At 58.2% G+C, this 22,048-nt stretch carries 16 protein-coding genes; 7 read left to right on the plus strand and 9 right to left on the minus strand.

The genetic code is table 11. The features are described 5' to 3' along the window. Positions 1–43: 43 nt before the first annotated feature. On the minus strand, positions 44–913 hold the full coding sequence (locus ACYU7Z_RS01655; RefSeq protein WP_460566942.1) for a fructosamine kinase family protein: 870 nt from the start codon (positions 911–913) through the stop codon (positions 44–46). Between the two features lie 11 nt (positions 914–924). Beyond that, the gene (locus ACYU7Z_RS01660; RefSeq protein ID WP_460566943.1) at positions 925–1,308 is read right to left on the minus strand and encodes an STAS domain-containing protein; all 384 of its coding nucleotides are present in this window, start codon (positions 1,306–1,308) and stop codon (positions 925–927) included. Between the two features lie 97 nt (positions 1,309–1,405). Here ACYU7Z_RS01660 and ACYU7Z_RS01665 point away from each other — a divergent pair, with 97 nt between their 5' ends. The 4 genes from ACYU7Z_RS01665 to ACYU7Z_RS01680 all read left to right on the plus strand — a co-directional run bounded on the left by ACYU7Z_RS01665 (position 1,406) and on the right by ACYU7Z_RS01680 (position 10,739). Then, positions 1,406–3,934, plus strand: coding sequence for an ATP-dependent Clp protease ATP-binding subunit (locus ACYU7Z_RS01665; RefSeq protein ID WP_460566944.1), 2,529 nt, complete (start codon positions 1,406–1,408; stop codon positions 3,932–3,934). 273 nt (positions 3,935–4,207) lie between these two features. Beyond that, positions 4,208–8,023 carry a M4 family metallopeptidase gene (locus ACYU7Z_RS01670; RefSeq protein WP_460566945.1) on the plus strand — a complete coding sequence of 1,272 codons (3,816 nt, stop codon included), beginning with the start codon at positions 4,208–4,210 and terminating at the stop codon, positions 8,021–8,023. Positions 8,024–8,112: 89 nt separating this feature from the next. After that, on the plus strand, positions 8,113–8,805 hold the full coding sequence (cmk, locus tag ACYU7Z_RS01675; RefSeq protein ID WP_460566946.1) for a (d)CMP kinase: 693 nt from the start codon (positions 8,113–8,115) through the stop codon (positions 8,803–8,805). A gap of 329 nt (positions 8,806–9,134) precedes the next feature. Then, a complete protein-coding gene (locus ACYU7Z_RS01680) occupies positions 9,135–10,739 on the plus strand; it encodes a T9SS type A sorting domain-containing protein (RefSeq protein WP_460566947.1) in 1,605 nt (534 codons plus the stop codon). Positions 10,740–10,809: 70 nt separating this feature from the next. On the opposite strand, the gene ACYU7Z_RS01685 is transcribed toward ACYU7Z_RS01680, so the two are convergent. Then, a complete protein-coding gene (locus ACYU7Z_RS01685) occupies positions 10,810–11,505 on the minus strand; it encodes an FKBP-type peptidyl-prolyl cis-trans isomerase (RefSeq protein WP_460566948.1) in 696 nt (231 codons plus the stop codon). Between the two features lie 83 nt (positions 11,506–11,588). Here ACYU7Z_RS01685 and ACYU7Z_RS01690 point away from each other — a divergent pair, with 83 nt between their 5' ends. Then, the gene (locus ACYU7Z_RS01690; protein WP_460566949.1) at positions 11,589–12,023 is read left to right on the plus strand and encodes an acyl-CoA thioesterase; all 435 of its coding nucleotides are present in this window, start codon (positions 11,589–11,591) and stop codon (positions 12,021–12,023) included. A gap of 82 nt (positions 12,024–12,105) precedes the next feature. Here the strand turns inward: ACYU7Z_RS01690 and ACYU7Z_RS01695 are convergent, their stop codons facing one another. Further along, positions 12,106–12,903, minus strand: a complete 798-nt coding sequence (locus ACYU7Z_RS01695; protein WP_460566950.1) for a M57 family metalloprotease — start codon at positions 12,901–12,903, stop codon at positions 12,106–12,108. 231 nt (positions 12,904–13,134) lie between these two features. Continuing rightward, on the minus strand, positions 13,135–14,562 hold the full coding sequence (locus ACYU7Z_RS01700; RefSeq protein ID WP_460566951.1) for an exonuclease domain-containing protein: 1,428 nt from the start codon (positions 14,560–14,562) through the stop codon (positions 13,135–13,137). A gap of 26 nt (positions 14,563–14,588) precedes the next feature. Between ACYU7Z_RS01700 and ACYU7Z_RS01705 the strand changes: the two genes are divergently transcribed. Continuing rightward, positions 14,589–15,521, plus strand: coding sequence for a class I SAM-dependent methyltransferase (locus ACYU7Z_RS01705; protein WP_460566952.1), 933 nt, complete (start codon positions 14,589–14,591; stop codon positions 15,519–15,521). A gap of 97 nt (positions 15,522–15,618) precedes the next feature. On the opposite strand, the gene ACYU7Z_RS01710 is transcribed toward ACYU7Z_RS01705, so the two are convergent. Continuing rightward, positions 15,619–16,440 (minus strand): zinc metalloprotease, encoded by an 822-nt coding sequence (locus tag ACYU7Z_RS01710; protein ID WP_460566953.1) that lies wholly within the window; start codon positions 16,438–16,440, stop codon positions 15,619–15,621. Between the two features lie 227 nt (positions 16,441–16,667). Then, positions 16,668–17,489, minus strand: coding sequence for a zinc metalloprotease (locus ACYU7Z_RS01715; protein WP_460566954.1), 822 nt, complete (start codon positions 17,487–17,489; stop codon positions 16,668–16,670). A gap of 508 nt (positions 17,490–17,997) precedes the next feature. Between ACYU7Z_RS01715 and ACYU7Z_RS01720 the strand changes: the two genes are divergently transcribed. Continuing rightward, positions 17,998–20,355, plus strand: coding sequence for a S8 family peptidase (locus ACYU7Z_RS01720; protein ID WP_460566955.1), 2,358 nt, complete (start codon positions 17,998–18,000; stop codon positions 20,353–20,355). 115 nt (positions 20,356–20,470) lie between these two features. On the opposite strand, the gene mdh is transcribed toward ACYU7Z_RS01720, so the two are convergent. Both mdh and ACYU7Z_RS01730 read right to left on the minus strand, forming a co-directional pair. Continuing rightward, on the minus strand, positions 20,471–21,400 hold the full coding sequence (gene mdh / locus ACYU7Z_RS01725; RefSeq protein WP_460566956.1) for a malate dehydrogenase: 930 nt from the start codon (positions 21,398–21,400) through the stop codon (positions 20,471–20,473). Between the two features lie 84 nt (positions 21,401–21,484). Beyond that, positions 21,485–22,006, minus strand: a complete 522-nt coding sequence (locus ACYU7Z_RS01730; RefSeq protein ID WP_460566957.1) for a TlpA family protein disulfide reductase — start codon at positions 22,004–22,006, stop codon at positions 21,485–21,487. Positions 22,007–22,048 lie beyond the last annotated feature (42 nt).

A 22,048-nucleotide genomic window follows, 5' to 3' on the forward strand; every position in this document is an offset into this window, starting at 1 on the left:
CGCTTTTCGCTTCGCTGCAAGGGTCTAGCAATAATGCCCGGCTTCAGCAAAAGGAGCGTAGCGTCCGGTCGATCGCGCCGTAGTAGCTGCTGCCAAAAAGGTAGAGATGGATGAGCAGCGGGTAGAGGTTCATAAGCGCCCATTGCGCCTTATGCTCCGGGTGCAGCGCGGCCACTTCGTCGTACGCGGCGTAGAATCGTGCATCGAAGCCGCCGAAGAGTGTCGTCATCGCGAGGTCAACGGAGCGCTCCCCCCAGTAGGGCGCGGGATCGATGAGCACCGGCTCGCCGCCAGCGGCGCAGAGGAAGTTGCCGCTCCAGAGATCGCCGTGCACGCGGCAGGGGCGGGCGTCGGCAAACAGCCCGTCGAGCGGGTCGATAAGCCGCTCGATCCGGCGGATGTCGTCCATTCCCATCAGATCGCGCAGCTGGCAGCGTCGTGCCGCCGGGAGGAGCCGCTCGGCCAGGAAAAAGTCGGTCCAGTTGTCATGGCTGACATTGCGCTGCGGCACCGAGCCCATGTAGTTGTCGGGCACGCCGCCAAATGTTTCGCCCAGCGTTGCATGCAGCGCAGCGAGCCGCCGGCCGAAGTCTTCCCAGAATGCCGGTCCCGGGGTTTCCTGGTCGATCCACTCAAGCAGTAAATATTGGTAATCTGCATCCTCCCATTGGTCCATCACCTTAGGCGTACGGACGAGCTGTGGCTCTGCTATGAATTTCAGGCCAGCCATTTCGAGGCTGAGCAATTGGGGAAAATTAGGCGCACTATTCCGCTTCAGAAAGAGCCGCCGGCCGTCTGCAAGCGTAACCTTGCCGCAGGAATTAATCGACCCGCCGCCCACGGTTTCATAGTGAAGGGGCGCCCCGCCCAGCCGCTCGGCAAGGGCTTCAGCAGGGGTCGGAAGCGGGCGCATCGGATGGCTCGTTATTCGGGTTCCTCGTCGCCCAGCAGCTCGCGCTCGATCTCTTCCATCTGAACGATATCCCAGGCCTCGCTTTCGGTGGGTGTTACGTTCATCAGCTCGAGCAGATCCAGCTTGTCAAGGGCTTCTTCGACTGCAGGCTCGAGCTGGCAGATGACGAATGAAGCGCCTGCCTCATAGAAATCCTGCTGCAGTTTGACGAGCTTTTCGGCCGATGCCTCGTCCATGCGCTGCACACCGCTCATGTCGAGCACAATGTTCTTAACGGGCTCCTGGAGGTAGCCTGTCAGGCGACGGCAAATCTCGTCTGTCATTGTAACAGACAATTCGGCTGGAATGCCACTTATGACAGTGAATTTCTCTTTGGTACTAGTTTTGACCTCCATACACTTACAGCGGTTATTATTAACAGTTTCGGCGTAAACCTAGCAAAAAAATAATCGTTATTATTGTAAAGCATCTTATCACCGCTTAATCAAACAAATGGACAATAATTTCTCCTCACAGGTAAAAGAGATCATCTCGTTCAGTCGGGAGGAGGCATTGCGTTTAGGAAATGATTTTATTGGCACGGAGCACCTGCTTCTGGGACTTATTCGGGAAGGCGATAACACCGCGGTACGAATCTTGAAGAGTTTCAGCGTCGACCTCTATGAGTTGCGCAAGGAAGTAGAACTGGCCGTGAAGGACAAAACTGGTAAAAACATTGCCAACATAAACAGCTTGCCGCTGACCAAACAGGCAGAGAAAGTGATCCGGGTTACGGTCCTCGAGGCCAAGGCTTTGAAAAGCCCTACGGTCGAAACCGAGCACCTCATGTTGTCGATCCTTAAGAACAAGGAAAACATTGCAACACAAATCCTAAATCAGTTTGACGTGGACTACGAACTTTTCAGGCAGGAACTCGGCATCGTGAAATCGAACGATGTCCGGGCAGAGTACCAGGAAGAAAATGACGACGACTTCGACGACGAGAAGAAGTTCTCCGGCTCCAAGGCCCGCGGCGGCGCTGCTGCCAAGAGCAAGACGCCGGTGCTCGACAACTTCGGTCGCGACATCACGAAGCTCGCCGAAAGCGGCACCCTCGACCCGATCGTGGGCCGCGAAAAGGAAATCGAGCGTGTATCGCAGATCCTTTCGCGCCGCAAGAAGAACAACCCCATCCTCATCGGTGAGCCCGGAGTGGGTAAGACCGCCATCGTGGAAGGCCTCGCCCTCCGCATCGTGCAGCGCAAGGTGAGCCGCGTGCTGTTCGACAAGCGTGTCATCTCACTCGACCTTGCTGCCCTCGTGGCCGGTACCAAGTACCGCGGCCAGTTTGAGGAGCGCATGAAGGCCATCATGAACGAGCTCGAGAAGAACCGCGACGTGATCCTGTTCATCGACGAGATCCACACCATCGTGGGTGCCGGCGGTGCCTCCGGCTCGCTCGACGCCTCCAACATCTTCAAGCCGGCCCTCGCCCGCGGCGAGCTCCAGTGCATCGGCGCCTCCACCCTCGACGAGTACCGCATGTACATCGAGAAGGACGGAGCCCTTGACCGCCGCTTCCAGAAGGTGATGGTCGACCCGCCGAGCGTGGAAGACACGATCAAGATCCTGAACAACATCAAATCGAAATACGAGGACTACCACAACGTCAACTACGACGCTGCGGCCATCGATGCCTGCGTGAAGCTCAGCGACCGCTACATCACCGACCGCCTGCTGCCCGACAAGGCCATCGACGTGATGGACGAAGTGGGCGCCCGTGTGCACCTGAAGAACATCAACGTTCCGCAGAATATCCTCGACCTCGAGCAAAAGATCGAAGACATCAAGGTGGAAAAGAACCGCGTGGTGAAGAGCCAGAAGTTCGAAGAGGCCGCCGCCCTCCGCGATACGGAGAAGCGCCTCGGCGAAGAGCTGGAAAAGGCGAAAGCCCAGTGGGAGGAGGAATCCAAGCACAAGCGCTTCCCCATCGGTGAGGAAGAGATCGCCGAGGTGATCTCGATGATGACCGGCATCCCGGTGAAGCGGATGGTGGAAGCCGAAACGCAGAAGCTCCGCAAGATGGCCGACGAAATGAAGGCCATGGTGATCGGCCAGGACGAAGCGATCGTGAAGGTGGTGAAAGCCATCCAGCGCAACCGCGTAGGCCTGAAAGACCCCAAGAAGCCCATCGGTACGTTTATCTTCCTGGGCCCCACGGGTGTCGGTAAGACCGAGCTCGCCCGCGCCCTTGCCCGGCATATGTTCGATTCCGAAGACGCGCTTATCCGCATCGACATGTCGGAATACATGGAGAAATTCACGGTGTCGCGCCTCATCGGTGCGCCTCCGGGATACGTAGGCTACGAGGAAGGCGGCCAGCTCACCGAGCGCGTGCGCCGCAAGCCCTACAGCGTGATCCTGCTCGACGAGATCGAGAAGGCCCACCCGGATATCTACAACATCCTGCTCCAGGTTCTCGACGACGGGCAGCTCACCGACGGCCTTGGCCGCAAGGTGGACTTCAAGAACACGATGATCATCATGACCTCCAACATCGGCGTACGCCAGCTGAAGGACTTCGGTGAAGGTGTCGGTTTCGCCACCCAGGCCCGTGTGCAGAACGCCGACGAGGCCGGCAAGGCCGTGATCGAGAAAGCGCTGAAGCGTACCTTCTCGCCCGAGTTCCTGAACCGCATCGACGATGTGATCATCTTCAACTCGCTCACGAAGGACAATATCTTCTCGATCATCGATATCCTCATGAAAGGCGTCACGAAGCGCCTGCAGAACCTGGGCTTCAGCCTCGAGCTGACCGAGGCGGCCAAGAGCTTCATCGCCGACAAGGGATACGACCAGCAGTTCGGTGCGCGCCCGCTGCACCGCGCCATCCAGAAATACCTGGAAGACCCGCTGGCCGAGGAGATCCTCAATATGAACATCAAGAACGGCGACGTTCTCGAGGCTGATCTCGACGAGCCCAATGGCAAGCTTACGTTCACGCTGAAGGAAAGCACCAAGCAGGAAGAGACAAAGGCTTGATAAGTAGAAATACTGTTCCCCGATTCCCCGCAACTACTTGCGGGGAATTTTTTTTTGAGCTCATCCGAATCCGGAAAAACCTGTTTATCGTATTGTTGGTAACTGTTAAAGAAACTTTAACGGTGGCACAGGAATTGTTGAGTTTACAAGCAAGATCGTCCTACCCTTTGATAACAACTGCCGTATTACGAATCCTGACGAATAGCGCCCCGGCCGCGCAACCTATCGTCCTGCCCTTGCTTTTTCTACACACCCATAAATCGCCCTTTGCGTATGAAACCTGTTCTACACACACTTCGGGGTGCAGCGCTATTGCTGTCCCTGGCCCTCCCACAACTGGTATTTTCCCAACAGGACCAGCGAGCTTTTGAAGAGAGCCGCAAGCGGATCGAGCAAGATACGCGGGTCAAGGATTTCCGCTTCAACGAGCAACGGCAGAGTCCGTCGATGATCGTGCTGAAGCCGCAACAAGGTATAAAGCGGGGCGAAGCGCAAGCTGCCCTGTCGGAGTACCTCGGCGTGCGCAGCGGCGTCGACGCGCTGCAGCCGGTACGCACGGTAGCCGCCCGCGGTCGCTTCGAGGTTGTGGAGTTTGCCCAGTATTACCGGGGCGTTAAGGTAGACCGCTCGGGCTTCAAGGCGATGCTGCGCGACGGCCTTGTGCGCTTTTTCAACGGCTCCTGGTACCAGGTGCCCGAAGGTCTCGCCCTGCAGCCTGGCCTTGCCCGCGACGCAGCGCTGAGCCGCGCCAAGCAGCTCTCGGGCGGCCGCAGGTTTGCCTGGGAAGTCATCGAGGAGCAACTGCAGCGAACCCGCGACAGCCGCGAGCGTGCGGCACTCCAGTCGGAGCTGGCCTCGGTGCAGCCCGGAGGCGAGCTCGTTATCGTGAATGACTTCTCTACTAACGGCAAGGCGCAACCGCGCTTAGCGTGGAAGTTCAACGTATATGCCGCAGAGCTGCTCTTTCGCGCCTGGATCTATATCGACGCGCAGGACGGCCACACCTTGCTGGTCGATAAGATCATCAAGCATATCGGAGAGGAGGGACGGACGCCCAATCCGCCTTCTTCCGTGAGTACCTCGGTACAGACGCGCTATGCGGGCACACAGGTGATCCAGACGAAGCAGATCAGCGGTAACGATCCGAATTCGGGCCTTCCGCTCCTGAGCAGCCATCCTGCGTCCGAGCCGCTTTACGTGCCGGGTGGGAGCACCTACGCACTGATCGACGATACGCGCGGTGGCGGTATCGAAACCTACGATCTCAACGGCGCGGGCGGCCTTCCGATTTCGGTGCCGAGCCTTTACCTGCAGGGAAAGAGCTTCACCGACCAGGACAATAACTGGACACTCGCGGAGCACAAGCGAAGCGGCAGCAACCAGGACGGCGCTTTCGAGGCCGAGAACGACGACATCGCCTGGGATGCGCACTGGGGTGCTGAAGTGGTGTACGACTACTGGCTTGCGAAGCACAACCGCCTCAGCTTCGATGGAAATAACAGCAAGATCAAAAGCTTTATCCACTACGGGCCTGCCTATGATAACGCGTTCTGGAACGGCAGCGTGATGACCTATGGCGACGGCTCAGGGCCCACCGCAACCGGATTCAAGGCTTTGACGTCGCTTGATGTTTGCGGGCACGAGATCGGTCATGGCGTTTGCTCGTCGACCGCCGACCTGGTGTATGCTGCTGAATCGGGTGCGATGAATGAAGCACTCAGCGATATCTGGGCGGCATGCATCGAGCATTTTGCAATGGTGCGCTCCGGCAGCACCGTGCCCAGCGGCGCTTATCGTCCCTTCTACATTGGCGAGCAGATCGGCGCCAACAGCGATGCGCCCCTGCGCCGCATGGACAATCCGAAGGCCCAGGGCAACCCCGATACCTACGGTGGCGACAACTGGGTCAACCCGGTATGTACACCAACGCTCGCCAACGACGAATGCGGCGTGCATACCAACAGCGGCGTGCTCAATCACTGGTTCTTCCTGCTGACGGCCGGCTCGCTCAATGGTACGCGCCCGGCAGGTCTCAGCGCCAACTGGTACTACCGCGCCGACTCCGACGACGAGCTGAACGACCTCGGTCACAGCTACCGCGTTAACGGCGTGGGCTTCGATCAGTCGGAGCAGGTGACGTTCCTCACCGAAACCATGCTGACGTCCAACGCCACGTATGCGGAGGCACACGACGTATCGATCCAGGTGGCTACCGATATCACCGGTGATCCCTGCAGCGCACTGGTTGCCAGCGTCAGCAACGCCTGGTACGCCGTGGGCGTGGGTAATGCCTTCCAGGCGCCCTGCACGGTAACCTATGGATTCGTATACCAGCCGGGCCAGGTTGTGCTGGAATCGACACCACAGTCCGGTTGCAACGCCGAACGCAGCATCGAGCTTCCCGTGCTCGTTCCTGCCGGCTATACACTCTACCTCAACTACAGCGGCACCGCTACCTATAACCTCGATTGGACGGTCAACACCCTCAAGTTTACCAACAGCACGAGCTCGGTGCAAAAGCAGGTGTTCGTTGTGCGCATCTTCAACGATGCGATCATCGAGGGTGATGAGACGATCAACTTCAGCATTTCTTTATCCAAGGCCATAACCAGCCCGGTGAACCGTAGCTATGTTGTTACCATTCTGGACGATGATGCAGAGCCGGTGATCGGCACGGGCGCGAAAACGCTGCTGAGCGAGAGCTTCACGCGGGCCGATGGATTCAGCGAATTGAGCGGCTGGCAGGAAACACTCGAAATACCCGAAACCAACGGTGATCCGTTGGCTACCGGCAAGAACCAGTGGGGCATCTTCAACAACCAGCTGGCGATCACGGGTAAGGAAGGCGTGACCAATACCGTATTCCCATCCGGTACCTACAACAACAACAGCGAGAGCCGAACCCTGCTGCGGATGCCGCAGATCGATGCCCGCGGTCTTGGTGTTGTGAAGCTCAAATTCGATTACACGGTGCAGGGCGAAGTGGATGTGCAAAGCGTAGATCCGACGAATCCTGATATCGAGCGCCTGCCTGTGTTTGACTACATGTCGGTCGCCTACTCGCTCGATGGCGTCAACTTTACCGAGCTCAATGGGGAAGGCTACCGCCAGCTCGCTTCGGTGCAGCCCAGCAGCGGCACCTACGACGTGACGCTTCCTGCCTCGCTGTCGAACAAGCAGTTCTACCTGGCCCTGCGCTGGAACAACGACGGCAATGCCGGCGGACCCGTGAGCGTCACCGTGGATAATCTCCTGGTGACCGGCACGCCGCGGCAGATCGAGAATGACCTCGATCACAATGGTTCGGAGAAACTGGCCCCCGGGGCAGATGTGTACGTATACAGTGTGCAGGATGGCCAGGTGCTTGCCCGCCTCAAGAACAACAGTGCTACGAAAACCTTTGGCTGTACCGATGCAAAGGTGGCGAAGGCCGGCTCGGGCACCTTTGGCCTGTACAGCGATGGCACCGGCACCTACCGCGTCTCCGACAAGCTGTTGCGAGTGAGCCCCGCACTGGAGCCGGTTGTGTCGACCACGGTGACGCTGTTCTATACAGATGCCCAGCTGGCAGCGCTTGAGGCGGCCACGGGTCTCACGCGCGACAAGTTCCTAGTATTCCAGGTCAACGCGTTGTCGTATACGACAGCTACTTCGTCCAACACCCGCAAATATGTGCCTGTGTACAACGCGCTCCCGGGTGTGGGTGCTACCTACACAGCGACCTTCAGCTATTACCTTGGTGCTTTCTACACGATCGGAGCCAAAGGCGCGACGGGGACTGTGATCACCCGTACCGATGCCCCGGCTTCGCAACCGACCCTAGCAGAAGGCTGGAGTTTTGAGCCGGTTTACCCGAACCCCGGCCGCGGGGCTGCTTACCTGGGTATCAAGGCACCGCAGGGCGGCAAGCTGTTGCTTGAACTACGCAACGCCGTGGGACAGGTGCTTTCGACGCAGGAAGTATCCGCCGCCAAGGGCAGCAACAGCATCCGTTTGAACGTCGACGCGCTCAGCAGCGGCAATTACCGCCTCCTGGTACACGACGAAAAAGGACAGCTCCTCTACAGCCAGAACTACTTTCGCAACTAAGCAATAAGCGGAAAGCAAGGCGGCTGCCCCCGGGCAGCCGCCTTTTTTTTGTTCGTTCGCCGCATCTTGCTCAAATTTGCCCCGTTCCCATGAAGAAGATAATCGTTACGATCGACGGCTGGTCCTCCTGCGGCAAAAGCACGCTGGCCAAGCAACTTGCGCACCGCCTTGGTTACATTTACGTCGATAGCGGCGCGATGTACCGGGCGATAACGCTTTATTTCCTGCGCAACCACGTCGACTGGACCGACAGCAGCGAAGTAGCGCAGGCCCTGGAGAACATTTCGCTCGAATTCGTTCCCAACGAAAAGACGGGACAGTCGGAGATCTTCCTCAACGGCGAGAACGTTGAATACGTGATCCGCGACCTGGTGGTAGCCGAGAAGGTAAGCGATGTGGCGGCCATCAAGGAGGTGCGGTCCTTCGCAGTTGCCCAGCAGCAACAAATGGGTCTGCAGAAAGGAATTATCATGGACGGCCGGGATATTGGCACCGTTGTGTTTCCCAGCGCCGAACTGAAGATCTTTATGACGGCCGACAACGCCGTTCGCGTGGAGCGCCGCTTCCGCGAGCTCTACAACAAAAATCCAAACGTAACGCTCGAGGAAGTAAAGGCTAATCTCGAGATGCGCGACTACATCGATTCGCATCGCGAGGTAAGCCCGCTGCGACAGGCAGAGGACGCCGTTGTGCTCGACAATACACACCTCACGGAGGCCGAGCAGTTCCGCCAGGCATTGCAGCTCGTCGAAACAGCGGTACGCAATGTCTCCGAAAGCTGACGCCGATTTCGCGTAGCGATTTCTACAAAATAAGTTGCGAAGCCCTTCCGTAGAACTACGGGAAGGGCTTTTTGTTTTTGGCATCCTTTTCCGTACATTATAGTTACCTGACCTCCGATTATATCAACGCGCCCTAACCTGCGCCGACACCATCCGCAAAAAGAACCCGGGCTACTTCGGCCCTCGATCTTCCTACCGGGGAGACCCGTTTCCTACCCTTTGAATGCGAATCCGCATTGAGCTGTGCCGTCTTCTGCTGCACGACCAGTGATTCCGTACCCCCTGAATCCGGAACAAACCCTTTTTAGCTAACCTGAAAAACATCCTACATGAAAAAGTCTTTACTCTTTTTCGCGGGCATCCTGTGCTCCGTCTTCTCCTTTGCCCAACTCCAGCTCAGCGAGCTTTATGTTCGCCCCGGCAACAACCAGCAGGAATATTTCGAGGTCGTCAACAGCAGTCCGGGTACTGAGAATACCGGCTGTTACTACCTCGTAACCTATTTCCGCGAGGGTAGCCAGCGTGGGCTCTATGTCGTGACATTTCCGAATGTGGCGCTCGCGCCGCGCGGTACCATCACGGCCTCTTCGCAGGCGCCCAATTTCAACTACCAGGGCGGCATCAGCCATGCCGACTTCTCCTGGAATGCCGCGCACATCAACCGCTACGTTTTTCAAGGCGGCGCGCTTACGCTGAATAACAGTGGCGCGTCCTACACCGACATCTTCCTGTCTTCGAATGGCGGTGCCGGTGGCGGTGGCAGCCTGTATGCCGTTTTCCTGTTCAAGGGAAGCGCGCTGGCAGATGCCTTCCTGGGCTCCTGGCCCAACAACACGGTGCCCGATTTCATCACGGGGCTTGGCCAGTTGAATGCAAGCGGCGGCACCTGCGGCCCCCTGCAGTATAACTTTGCCAATATCAACAGCGAAAACGCGGCACTCTTTGGCCACGTCAACTCGGAAGCCGGCACGAACAATGGCTACTACCGCAATGCGATCGGCGGCTGGGGCAAATCGTCCGCCCCTGCCGAGCAAACGCCCAACGCTCCCAATGATGTCACGGGTGGCGGCTGCCCCACAGATCTGCAGGCATTCCAACTGGCACCGCAGTGCGTCAGCGACAGCACAATCGGTTTTTCACTGACCGCAGGCGACAGCCGGTCGTTCCCGGCAACGGTGCGTGTGTACTTCGACGCCAACGGCTCGCAGTTCCTCGACGACGGCGACGTGCTGATCAACACGAGGTACCTGCAGCAGGCAAACCTGAACAGCCCTCAGACGGTGGCGCATACCCGCGGACAGGAAGACTTCCTGATCATGATCGATGGGGCCGGCTTCTGCCAGGATCTGATCTCGGCGCTCAACTGCCCGGCAGCGATCATTCTTCCCGTCACGCTGCAATCGTTCAGCCTGCAGCGCAGTGGGGCGACGGTGTCGCTTCGCTGGAGCACACTCACGGAGATGAACAACCGCGGTTTCTTCATCCAGCGTCAGCTTGGCAACGGTAGCTGGGCCAACGTCGCCTTTGTACAGACCAAGGCTGCCGGTGGCAACAGCACCAATGTATTGAGCTACTCCTTCAGCGATCTGAACAACTTCCGCGGCATCAGCCAGTACCGCCTGCAACAGGTGGACATCGACGGCCGCATCCGCTACAGCGATGTCCGCAGCACGCGGGGCGACGGCTCCATCGCGCAGTTGCTTGTCTTCCCCAATCCGGCGCGCTCGGCGGCTACCATCCAGTTTGCGACAGCCGACAGGGTCCGTGACGTTCAGGTAAGCGATATGGCCGGCCGTACCGTGAAGCAGTGGATCGGCAGCAGCTCGCAAAGCCTGCAGCTCAGCAACCTGGCACCGGGCGTCTACACGGTTCGCGTAACCGACGCGGCCGACGGCACACAGCAAACCGCACGGCTCGTTGTCAGCGGGCAATAACCTAATATCCCTATGAACAAAAAAAAGGGGCGATCTGCGGATCGTCCCTTTTACATTTTATTCGGTCGGGTTACATCTTCTTCTTGACGTCGACGAGCTCCACTTCGAAGATGAGCGTGGATCCACCGGGGATGTCCTGGCCGGCGCCGTATACACCGTAGCCGAGTTCCTGCGGAATGAAGAAGCGGTACTTGGAGCCGACGTGCATCAGCTGCAGTCCTTCGGTCCAGCCCTTGATCACCTGGTTGAGGGGGAAGGATATGGGCCCGCCGTGACGCGAGGACGCATCGAATTCCTTGCCATCGAGGAGGGTGCCGCGGTAGTTGGCCGAAACCGTATCCTGGGCCGTCGGTTTGGGTCCGGTGCCTTCGGTAATTACTTCGTATTGGAGACCCGAAGCCGTCGTCTTGATGCCGGGCTTGTTCTTATTCTGGGCAAGAAAGCGCTTGCCGGCTTCCATGTTCGCCTTGGCGCGGCCTGCCTGCTGTTGCTGGTAGAGGAAGAATTCCGCCTGGTCTTTATTGATCAATGTCGTTTTGTTGCCTTGCGCGTCCATCACTGCCTTCGACAGGAGCGCCGGGTTGATCTTCCAGTCGCTTTGCTGGGCCATACCTGCGGCGTAGAGGCCGAAAGCGTACGACAGCGAGTCGTTGAGATTTTTCAGGACAGGTGCGCTGGCCTTTGCAGCAGGCTTCGCGGCGGGCTTCTTTTGCGCGTGTACCGCTGCGGTAGCGAGCAGGGCCGTGGCGAGGAGAACTTTTTTCATGCGTTCGGTTTGAGGGGCAAAAATAAGGGCTTCGGCCGGTGTAGCGGGAGCGAAGCCCTAATTTAGCAAATTCAATTCTCCCTATGGCTGCATTCGAACGCATTCTCCAGATCCGCTGGTCAGACCTCGACCCGAATTTTCACCTGCGTCATTCGGTGTATTACGATTGGGGCGCCTATTGCCGCGTGGAGTTTCTCAACGAGCACGGGCTCGATGCGAAGATGATGCAGCAGCTGGGTATCGGGCCTATCCTGTTTCGCGAGGAATGCACCTTCCGCCGCGAGATCCGCTCCGGCGATGTTGTCACTATCAACCTCGCGCTCTGGCGCGGCCGCCGCGACTTCTCGCGCTGGAGCTTCCGCCACGAGATCAAAAAGAACGGCGACACGCTGGCCGCCACACTCGTGGTCGACGGGGCCTGGATGGATGTGAACCAGCGGAAGCTGTGCACGCCACCCGAAACCGTTCACCACATCTTCGAGAACATGCCGAAGGCCGACGATTTCGAATGGCAGTAAGCACGCAGCCTGCCGTCGCAACGGGAGCAAAAAAAAGCCCGCTCAAATAAGCAGGCTGGTAGGTGTGTTTGGCAAAAAAACCTTAACGGGGATACACGGTACGGATAGCAAGCAGGTCGTACGTCGTGAACGCACTCCACGAGAGGCATACCGAGTTCATGATCGAGCTCGCATCGCTGTTGGGCGTGCCCGGAACCAGGGTGCCGTAAGTGCTGTTGGTGTGGCCGAAACCAAATGCATGACCCAGCTCGTGGGTGATGGCAAAGGTTTGCTGGCCCGAAGTGAGATAGTTATAATTCGTATTGATGGTGCAGCTCTTGCCTACGTTGCCGCTGTAATCGGGGTAGTAGGTGGTGGCGATCACTCCGGTAGCGCCGTTGTTGACACCGGTCACTTTCAGCATCCCGGTGGCATAGGTCGTTACGCGGGTCATATGAAGGTAGCTGCCGGAAGCATTCCAGTTGGCGATCGCGCGGTCGAGGGCGCTGAGCCATACGGCAGGAACGGTGGCGTCGGCGTAAACCTTGATCACATTGGCTTTGCTGCGGGTTACGGTGTAGTAGCTTTTGCGGTGCTCGGTCTGGGCGCCTTCTGTACGGCCGGCCTTGTGGGCGCGGGCTTCCTCCAGACTCATTGCCGCATCGTTGTCGATAATGAAGCTCCGGGTGGCGGCGTTGTAGGTCACATTGGTTTCGCCCGTGCTGCTGCGGATGAACTCGGTGAGGTCATTCACTTCGGAGGCGGCAACCGTCTCACTGGCTGCAGTCGTGGTTTCAGCTGCCGGGGCGGCGACATCAGACTTTTTGCAGGAAGTTGCGGCGAAGGACAGGAAAGCAGCGATGGCGAGGACGGACGGTTTCGTTAAAAGGGCCTTTGACATTTGGTTAGCGATTTAGTATTCCGAAGATACTTTTCATGTCCGGAGGGAGGTGCCCGTTATCGACCACTGAGGCTGTTTGTACGGTGAATGGAACGATGCCTAAGATTGCGCGAAGCCACGGCAGAGCTGCATTTGCATCTCGTTAACATTTTTACGGGACCTGTATAAATACGGTCCGCTCTGCAGTAGGGTCCTGCCGGGTTATTCTGCCTGAATAAATAGGGAATTTTTCTAGTCTTCCAGGTGATGCACCTGTTCGGGGTTGTGCACGATATAGCTGTTGAGCAGCGTCCGGATCGTACTGTTATCCTTATAAGGCTGGATGTACTCCTTGACGACTTCCGGGCGAAGCGACCCGAGGTCGCGCGGGAGGTAGCCCATGCCGAAAAAGTCGCCCCGCTCCACGAGAATACAGGAGCTTTCCTCCTCGTTCATGCCCCTGTCGAGCACGACATAGGAAGGCCGCCGCGTCAGGGCGGCAATGGCTTCGCGCACGCGCTCGTTGTAGGGTTGCGCATCCTCCCGCTTCTCGCAGGCGCCACCACAGTAGGCGTCGGCAACGCCCTGGCAGGGCCCGGGGTCGCTTTGCAGGAAGCAAAGCTTCGGGCAAAGGCTGAATTCGCGCAGCAGGCGGCGGATCGCACCCTGGCCGTCGATAAGGTAATGGAAGGTATAGATCGGGTTGGTATTGCGCCGGCGCTTGTCGATGGCAAGGCGCAGGTAACCGGCCTGGTCTTCATACATAAAGATCCCGAACACATCCTCCGGCTTTTTCTGGGCCTGGTTGAATGCCGGCCACAGCCGCTTGATCTCGGTGGATTCGAGGATGGCTGCCATCAGCTCGGTTGCGGTGGGCTGGAAGGTGATGCGGTATACCGATCGGAGGAAGTTCTGCTTCTGGCGGCTGTCGGAGTTGTTGCTGAAATGGCTGTTGACGCGGCTCTTGATGTTCTTGGCCTTGCCGACATACACCACTTTGCCCTTGTTATCGTGGAAGTAGTAAACGCCGGGGCAGGAGGGAAGCGCCAGGAAATCCTCTTTCGGCACGTGCGGGGGCAGCGTCTGCTCCTTGGATGTTTTCTTTAGGCTCTTCTCGATAACGCCCTTTTCATCGGCTTCCAGGAGGCGGGTGAACAGCTCCACGGTCGCCGCAGCATCACCGCCCGCGCGGTGGCGGTTGGTCAGCTCGATGCCCAGCGAATGACAAATGTTGCCGAGGCTGTAGGAGGGATGCCCGGGAAATATCTGCCGGGCGAGGCGCACCGTGCAAAGCTTCTTGCTGTTGAGCACAAAGCCGCAATGCGCCAGGTGACTTTTTACAAAGGAGTAATCGAAGTTCACATTGTGGGCTACGAAGACACGGCCCTCAAGGTACCGGTGCACGTCGGCGGCAACGTCTTCAAAGAAGGGTGCATTTCGAACCATCTCGTTGTCGATACCGGTGAAGCCCTGGATATACCGCGGGATGGTCTGCCCGGGGTTCACAAGGGTTTCGTAGCGGTCAACAAGCCGGCGGCCGTCGAATACCTGTATCGAGATCTCCGTGATCCCGTTGCCGGCAGCGTAGCCGCCGGTCGTCTCTATATCCACAATTGCGAACTCCACTTCAGTACTTTTGCCGCTTTGAGCAGGCCAACGAAGGTCTAAAAAATTTAGCAATGCAGCAACCCTTTGGCAAACTTTTAATGTTCCGCAACCGGCTCGAGAAGGTATACCGGCACCTGGGCAAGCAGGCCGCGCGGCAGGGGATCAGCTGTTTCCGCATCTACGACCACGACCTTCCCGAGGCACCGTTCATTATCGAGCGCTATGGCGACCGGCTCTATGTGTCGGAATACAAGCGCCGGCACAACCTGTCGGAAGAAGAGCACGAGGCCTGGCTGGCGGACTGTATCGTGGTTATGTCGGAAGTGACCGGAGTTCCCCCCGATCACATCCACGTAAAGCTGCGCCAACGCAAGGAGGGGCGGCAGGGTCAGTACCAGAAGCTCGACGAGCAGCGGCATGAATTCGTCGTATCGGAAAGCGGACTTTCGTTTCTTGTCAACCTGACCGACTACCTCGATACGGGGCTTTTTCTTGATCACCGCATTACGCGTGGAATGGTTCGCGACCTGGCGCAGGATAAGGACCTGCTCAACCTTTTCTGCTACACCGGCTCCTTTTCGGTTTACGGGCTAGCCGGCGGCGCCCGGAGCGTGCACTCGGTTGATCTGTCGCGTACCTACCTGTCCTGGACCGACCGCAACGTGGCGCTCAACTTTCCGGATGCCGGCGACCGGCACCGGAGCATCCACGCCGACGCACTCCGCTTCCTCCTCGACGCTACCGACCCGGCCTACGACCTCGTAGTGCTCGACCCACCGACCTTCAGCAACAGCAAGCGGATGGACGATATTCTCGACGTGCAGCGCGATCACGTAGCAATGATCAATGGTGCGCTGCGGCTGCTGCGCCCGGGCGGAACGCTTTTCTTCAGCACCAACTATACACGCTTCGAACTGGATGCGGCCAGGGTTTCGGCCACATCGATCCGCGACATCACCAGGTCGACGACGCCCTTCGACTTTGCCGGCAAGCTGCAGCGCTACTGCTTTCGCATCGAAAAAGATAAGTGAGCCCTGCGGGCCTTGTAACCGCCTCCAGGGTGAACGAAAAAGCCGCTGCCCGAAGGCAGCGGCTTTCGCTGTAAGATGACGGTACCGGGAGTAAATCCTAGTACACGTAGTTCAGCGCGGTACGGTCGGCCGATGTGAACGGACGGTTCTGGTTGCTGCCTACGCAGGCGAGCATCCAGGAGCTGGCGCTCGGGCCGGAAGGCGTGCCCGGGATGTATACAGCGCCGACGGTCGATGCGCCTTCGTTTACCGCAGTACCACCGCAGCTGTAGGCGCGGTTCATGTAGTCGGTGTGGCGGAAGCCGATGCAGTGACCAAGCTCATGCGCCATGATCGTAGCGATGTAGTTGATGTTGGTGCTGCCGGTGCCGGTGCTGTACCAGTAGGTGTTCATCTTTACCTGGCTGTACGGAGCGCCCGAATTCGAAGGGAAGCCCGAGGAGCCGAGCGTGTTGCTCACTTCGTAGTAGGCAACCACCGTAGTGTTGGCGCCGGACGTCACGCGCTGGAATTTGACCGTGAGGTTTTCCGCGTTGTAGCGGCGGATGGCCTCGTCAAGCGCGGCGGAGAAGGCGGCCTGGTGCTGCGAGGAGCTGTTGTTCAGCGCAACCTTGATCGTAGGGTAGGAGCCGGTGTTCACCAGGTTGTTGGTGCGGTAGTGCTCTTCCTGGGCGTAGATCAGTTCGGGCGACGAAGGGCGCTGCGCCAGATCAGCTTGCGTGAGGATGATATCGCCCTCTACGAGGTAGCCTTCCGGCACCTGCTGCACATTCTGGGTGCTGAAGCCCAGTGCGCGGATCTGCGACAGTGCTTCTTGGGAAACTCCCGATGCAACTGTCTCTTTGCTGTTCTTCTTACAGGAGGAAATGCCGATGGCGGCGATGCCGGCGATGGCCAGCGTCCAAGCGAATCGTTTCATGTGTGTGTTTTGGGTGAAAAATATATTCAAGTATAAGCAAGAGAAAAGAGTTATGCAAACTCATTTGCGCAGCAATGTTGCACTTAAGTTTAGCCTGCGGAAAAAATGCGCAAAACCACGCGGGGCAAGGCTTGCAGTTGACCGTATAAATACGATGTGCCGGCCTGAAACAAAAACGCCGCCCGAAAGGGCGGCGCTTTGTCTCATGTGCATCAAATGCTGCTGTATTAATACAGGTAGGCAAGTGCAATCTTGTCATTCGCGTTGAAATAGCGGTTCACGTTCGAGCCGATGCACGCAAGCATGAACGAATTCGGATCGGCAGCAGAGGGAGTGCCGGGGATCAGAACGGCGCCAACACCAGTTGTAGCCTGGCCTTCGTTGCTCTTACGACCACCGCAGCTGTACGCACGGTTCATGTAGTCGGTATGGCGGAAGCCAATGCAATGGCCCACCTCATGCTCCATGATGGTAGCAATGTAGTTCGTGTTGGTAGCGTCGGTGCCAGTGTTATACCAATAGGTGTTCATCTTAACCTCGTTGTACGGGTCGCCGGTGCTCGTGGGGAAGCCTGAAGAGCCGAGGGTGTTGCTCACTTCATAGAAGGCAACAACGGTGATGTCGGCACCGGTGGTTACACGCTGGAAGGTAACCGTGAGGTTTTCGGCATTGTAGCGGCGGATAGCCTCATCCAGGGATGCCGAAAATGCAGCCTCATGCGGAGCCGAGCTGTTGCTCAGGGCGATCTTGATCACCGGGTGCTTCGAAGCACTTACCAGGTTGAAGGTGCGGTACTGCTCTTCCTGGGCAATGATCAGGTTGGGAGAGGTGGGGGTAGAAGCCAGTTGAGCATCGGTCAGGTTGATGTCTCCTTCAACGAGGTAGCCTTTAGCTGTACGCTGCACATTGTCGGTGCTGAAGCCGAGGCGCTGAATCTGGTTCAGAACTTCTGTTGAAACCGAGCTGGTTTCTTTAGCTTCTTTCTTACACGAAAACAGGCTGACGGAGGCGATCGCTGCGATCAGGAGGGACGTACTGATTTTCTTCATGTGTGTGTGGGTTTTAAAAAAAGGGTTTGGGTTAAGAGAGATTCCAATTTACCTACACAGGCTTAACAATTTCTTCACGATAATTTAAACACGGTTGCATTTAAGTTTAGCGCTCCAAAAGAATTTTTTGGCAGTAAGTGTAAAAAAGGGAAACGCTCTGAAAACAATGCTTAAACAAGATAAGAGTTTGCCTTTAGCTCAGGAACCGTAGCTCAGCGCTGCATAGCAATCGTGATGGAAATGCCAGCAGGTATTGACTGCAACCAAGCCAGCATTATGAATGCCGTATTTACTGTCGTAATAGGCGTGGGGAGGCCAGCCCTGGAAAAGACTAATCATGAGAATCGCTTGGGGAGTTTTGGTTGAGGCATCAAGGTAAGAAGCCCGGGTTTCCACTTACCGGCACTTTCGGTCAAATGCTTATTTATTCGGCAGAGCCGGTTTTTCGCAAGCCCGGCCATGGCGCATTCGGTAAAAGCCAGACCTTAGAGGAGTTCAAAACGATCCTATGAACCGACTCGCGCTGCTTTTCTTGTCCCTTTTCGGATCGCTCAGCACCTGGGCGCAACCTGTGGTTGTTTCGCCACCCCGCGAAGAGCTTACGACCGGCTTTCTCGACCGCTCCTTGAACCGCGTCAACCTCTTGCAGGATCGTTACCCGGCGCTTCGCGGCGACTCGCTGCGGGTGTCGGTGAAAGAGCAGGCTTTCGATACGTCGGATATCGACCTAAAGGGGCGCGTCTTCGCGAGCGGACGTGCGGCAACAACTTCCACATCGCACGCTTCGATCATGGCGACGATCATTGCCGGCGGGGGCAACAGCTCTCCCTATTCGCTCGGGGTGGCGCCAGCAGCATTGCTTACATCGACGAGCTTTGCTTCTCTTTTCCCCGAGCCGGATTCTTTTTACCGCAGGTACGGCATCAGTGTGCAGAATCATTCCTTCGGCACGCAGGTCGAAAGCAATTACGGCCCCGAGGCTGCGGCCTACGACAGCCTTGCCCGCAATAACCCGACGCTTTGCCTGATGTTTTCTTCCGGAAATTCCGGCGCGTCGGCAGCTCCTTCCGGACGCTATGCGGGGCTTGCCGGCTGGGCCAACCTCACCGGTAATTTCAAGTGCGCGAAGAACGTGCTCGTGGTTGGTGCCACCGACTCGCTGGGCGTAGCCGAAACGTTGAGCTCGCGCGGGCCGGCGAACGATGGCCGTGTGAAGCCGGAGCTGACGGCCTTCGGGCAGGACGGTTCTTCCGGTGCGGCAGCGCTCGTGTCGGGTACCGCACTGGTGCTGCAGCAGTCCTACCGGCGTCGCTTTGCTGCTTTACCCCCGGCGTCGCTGCTGCGCGCGGTGCTGCTCAATTCGGCCGAAGATGCGGGCGCACCCCAGGTAGATTACGTGTTCGGTTACGGCCGTCTCAACGCCTGGGAGGCGCTGACGACGCTGGAAGAAGACCGCTTCCGGATCGATTCGCTGAGCCAGGGCGCGCAACAAACAATAAATGTTGTCGTGCCGGCCAACACGGCGAGGCTTCGGGTATTGCTTGCCTGGACCGATCTTCCGGCCGCACCTGCTGCTTCGAAGGCGCTTCTCAATGACCTCGACCTGCAGGTTACCGACAATGCCGCCCAAAGCTACCTGCCCTGGGTGCTCAATACGGCAGCTACGGCGGCTGCACTCGCGGCGCCGGCGCAGCGTGCCGTTGATACACTCAACAACCAGGAGCAGGTTACCATCGACAACCCGGCCGCCGGCACCTATACGATCCGGGTGCAGGGGAGCCGCGTTACCGGGCGGCAACCCTACGCGCTGGCCTGGCAGTTCGATACGGCCGCCCGCTTCCGCTGGACCTACCCGACGGGCAGCGACCCGGTTCTTGCCGGGAGTCGCACCGTGCTTCGCTGGCTGTCGAACCGCAGCGCCGCGGGCACGCTTGAGTGGAGCCTCAACGGCGGCAGCTGGCAGCCGATCGGCAATGCGGTAGCGCCCGCCTCCTTATTTTATACCTGGCAGGCGCCCGATACAACGGGGCTCATCCGCTTCCGCTTTCGCGATGCTTCCGGCGATGTGGTGTCCGACGAAACGACCATCAGCCGCCGCCTCGAGATAAGTACCGGCTTCAACTGTACCGATTCGTTCCTGTTGCTTTGGAATGCAGTGCCTCCCGGCAACTACCGGCTCTACGAGCTCGGCGACCGGTACCTCGGCGCCTTCAGTAGTTCTACGGATACCTTTGCGTTGCTGCGCAGGGCCGATCATCCGTCGCTTTATTACGCCGTTGCGCCGCTGGTTGGGGGCAAGGAGGGTGTTCGCAGCTACACGCTCAAATACGACGCGCAGGGTGTTGAATGCTATTTCCGGAGCTTTTACCTGCTCAACCAGTCGGGCAGCGTTGTCACCTTCTCCGCGACGCTTGGCACATCGGCAGGCGCCAGCGCGCTCTTCCTCCAGCGGCTCGAAGGAGGCCAATACGTAACCCGCCAGACGCTCACGACGCTCACAGGCACCAACTTCGTGCTTGCCGACAGCGGACTTCACGAGGGCATCAACTGGTACCGCCTGCAGCTGCGCCTGGCAAGCGGCGCGCTGGTGAATACGGATCCCGTTGCGGTTTATTATTTCCCGGGCCTCCCGGTGCTGCTGTTCCCCAACCCGGTAACGGGTGGGCGTCCGGTAACGATCTACAGCAATGAGCCGGGACGCTACCAGGTGCTGATCACCGATGTGAGTGGTCGGGTGCTGTACCAGCAATCGGTGAACGGGCTCGCCAGCCCGGTGCCGCTGCCGACGCTGCCCGCAGGCTTGTACCTCGTTCGCTTTACCAGTGAGGCAGGAGTTGTAGATACACGGAAGCTGGTCGTCTATTGATCGGGCACACTACAGCAACGAATGCAGGCGCCCATGGTCTCCAGCAAATAGAAAATGTCCCGCCGAGGCGGGACATTTTTTTATTTGTCTGAATGACTTTTCGTGAAAGTCTTGGTTACAGGGTCTTCAGCACATCGTTCATGCTGCGCACGGCATCAGCGCTCTTGCTGAAAAGCGCTTGCTCGTCGGCGTTAAGCTTGTAGTCGACGATCTTCTCCCAGCCGTTCTTACCGATGATCACGGGTACGCCCAGGCAGATGTCGTTCTGGCCGTACTCGCCGTTGAGCGATACGCAGCAGGCAAAAAGACGCTTCTGGTCGCGTACGATGCTTTCCACCAGTGCGGCGCCGGCAGCACCGGGTGCATACCAGGCGGAGGTGCCGATCAGTTTGGTCAGCGTGGCACCGCCTACCATCGTGTCGGATACAACTTTCTGCTGCTGCTCCTCGCTGAGGAACTGGCTCACCGGAACCGAGTTCCAGGTTGCGTAGCGGATAAGCGGGATCATCGTGGTGTCGCCGTGGCCGCCGATCACGATAGCATTGAGGTCATTGGGCGAGCAGGAGAGGGCCTGGCTCAGGTAGCACTTGAAGCGGGCGCTGTCGAGGATGCCGCCCATACCGATGATGCGGTTCTTCGGCAGGCCGCTCGACTGGAGGGCCAGCATCGTCATCGTGTCCATGGGGTTGGAGATGACGATGATGATCGCGTCGGGTGAGTGCTTGAGGATGTTTTCGGTTACTCCTTTTACGATGTTGGCGTTGGTGCCGATAAGCTCTTCGCGGGTCATCCCGGGCTTGCGGGGAATGCCGGAGGTGATCACCACCACGCTCGAGCCGGCGGTCTTGCTGTAATCGTTGGTGCTGCCCGTGATGCGCGTATCGAAGCCCAGGAGGGCGGCTGTTTGCGTCATGTCGAGTGCCTTGCCTTCGGCCAGGCCTTCCTTGATGTCGAGCAGTACCAGTTCTTCGCAGAGTTCCTTGCGGGCGATGTTGTCGGCCACGGTTGCGCCGACGGCGCCGGCGCCTACCACCGTAATTTTCATGGATGAATGATTTATGAAGTCAAAAATGGTTTTGCGCTGCGAAGATAGGTGCTGGCGTTCGTTCGGCAGGGCGGTCGTTCCGGGTCATTTTTTGCCCTGCTGCGCCTGCCGTACCCGCTCAATGATCTGCGGCACATGCAGCGACCCGTCGAAGATTTCCGCCAGCTGGCCGTTCTTGTCGTAGAAGGCGAAGAAGGGCAGGTTGGCAATGCCGTAAAAAGGAGGCAGCAGGAAGTGAATGTCCTTACCAACGAATGTATGCGGCAGGCTGTCGGTGCCGTAGTGCGCGCGGAAATTATTCATGTCGGTGATCGACGCGAAGGTGGCCATCACGAGGTTCATGTCGGGCAGGCTGTCCTTGTATTTTACCAGTTCCTCGGTGGTATGCTGGCAGTGCCCGCAGCCGGTGCTGAAGTACATGACAAGCGTCGGCTTCTCCCTGGGCAGGTCGTCCTTTGTCAGCAGCGTGCTGCTGTCGCCGAGGAGCAGCTGCAGCGGGGGCAGCGTGGGAAAGCGCAGGTACGGAAGCCTCGTTGTGTCGGGCTGTGCAGAAGCGCCAGCAGCAACGAAAAAGGAGAGCAGGAGAAAGGCGAGCATGCGGGTCATAGCCCAAAGATAACGGACCAGCGTGGCTGCATCAAGGGGAAT

Source organism: Flaviaestuariibacter terrae (assembly GCF_054777635.1).

What these genes read in the sequence shown, in the direction of transcription:
- ACYU7Z_RS01655 (WP_460566942.1), bottom strand. Translation starts at nt 913, where the DNA reads ATGCGCCCGCTTCCGACCCCTGCTGAAGCCCTTGCCGAGCGGCTGGGC.
- ACYU7Z_RS01660 (WP_460566943.1), bottom strand. Translation starts at nt 1,308, where the DNA reads ATGGAGGTCAAAACTAGTACCAAAGAGAAATTCACTGTCATAAGTGGC.
- ACYU7Z_RS01665 (WP_460566944.1), top strand. Translation starts at nt 1,406, where the DNA reads ATGGACAATAATTTCTCCTCACAGGTAAAAGAGATCATCTCGTTCAGT.
- ACYU7Z_RS01670 (WP_460566945.1), top strand. Translation starts at nt 4,208, where the DNA reads ATGAAACCTGTTCTACACACACTTCGGGGTGCAGCGCTATTGCTGTCC.
- cmk (WP_460566946.1), top strand. Translation starts at nt 8,113, where the DNA reads ATGAAGAAGATAATCGTTACGATCGACGGCTGGTCCTCCTGCGGCAAA.
- ACYU7Z_RS01680 (WP_460566947.1), top strand. Translation starts at nt 9,135, where the DNA reads ATGAAAAAGTCTTTACTCTTTTTCGCGGGCATCCTGTGCTCCGTCTTC.
- ACYU7Z_RS01685 (WP_460566948.1), bottom strand. Translation starts at nt 11,505, where the DNA reads ATGAAAAAAGTTCTCCTCGCCACGGCCCTGCTCGCTACCGCAGCGGTA.
- ACYU7Z_RS01690 (WP_460566949.1), top strand. Translation starts at nt 11,589, where the DNA reads ATGGCTGCATTCGAACGCATTCTCCAGATCCGCTGGTCAGACCTCGAC.
- ACYU7Z_RS01695 (WP_460566950.1), bottom strand. Translation starts at nt 12,903, where the DNA reads ATGTCAAAGGCCCTTTTAACGAAACCGTCCGTCCTCGCCATCGCTGCT.
- ACYU7Z_RS01705 (WP_460566952.1), top strand. Translation starts at nt 14,589, where the DNA reads ATGTTCCGCAACCGGCTCGAGAAGGTATACCGGCACCTGGGCAAGCAG.
- ACYU7Z_RS01710 (WP_460566953.1), bottom strand. Translation starts at nt 16,440, where the DNA reads ATGAAACGATTCGCTTGGACGCTGGCCATCGCCGGCATCGCCGCCATC.
- ACYU7Z_RS01715 (WP_460566954.1), bottom strand. Translation starts at nt 17,489, where the DNA reads ATGAAGAAAATCAGTACGTCCCTCCTGATCGCAGCGATCGCCTCCGTC.
- ACYU7Z_RS01720 (WP_460566955.1), top strand. Translation starts at nt 17,998, where the DNA reads ATGAACCGACTCGCGCTGCTTTTCTTGTCCCTTTTCGGATCGCTCAGC.
- mdh (WP_460566956.1), bottom strand. Translation starts at nt 21,400, where the DNA reads ATGAAAATTACGGTGGTAGGCGCCGGCGCCGTCGGCGCAACCGTGGCC.
- ACYU7Z_RS01730 (WP_460566957.1), bottom strand. Translation starts at nt 22,006, where the DNA reads ATGACCCGCATGCTCGCCTTTCTCCTGCTCTCCTTTTTCGTTGCTGCT.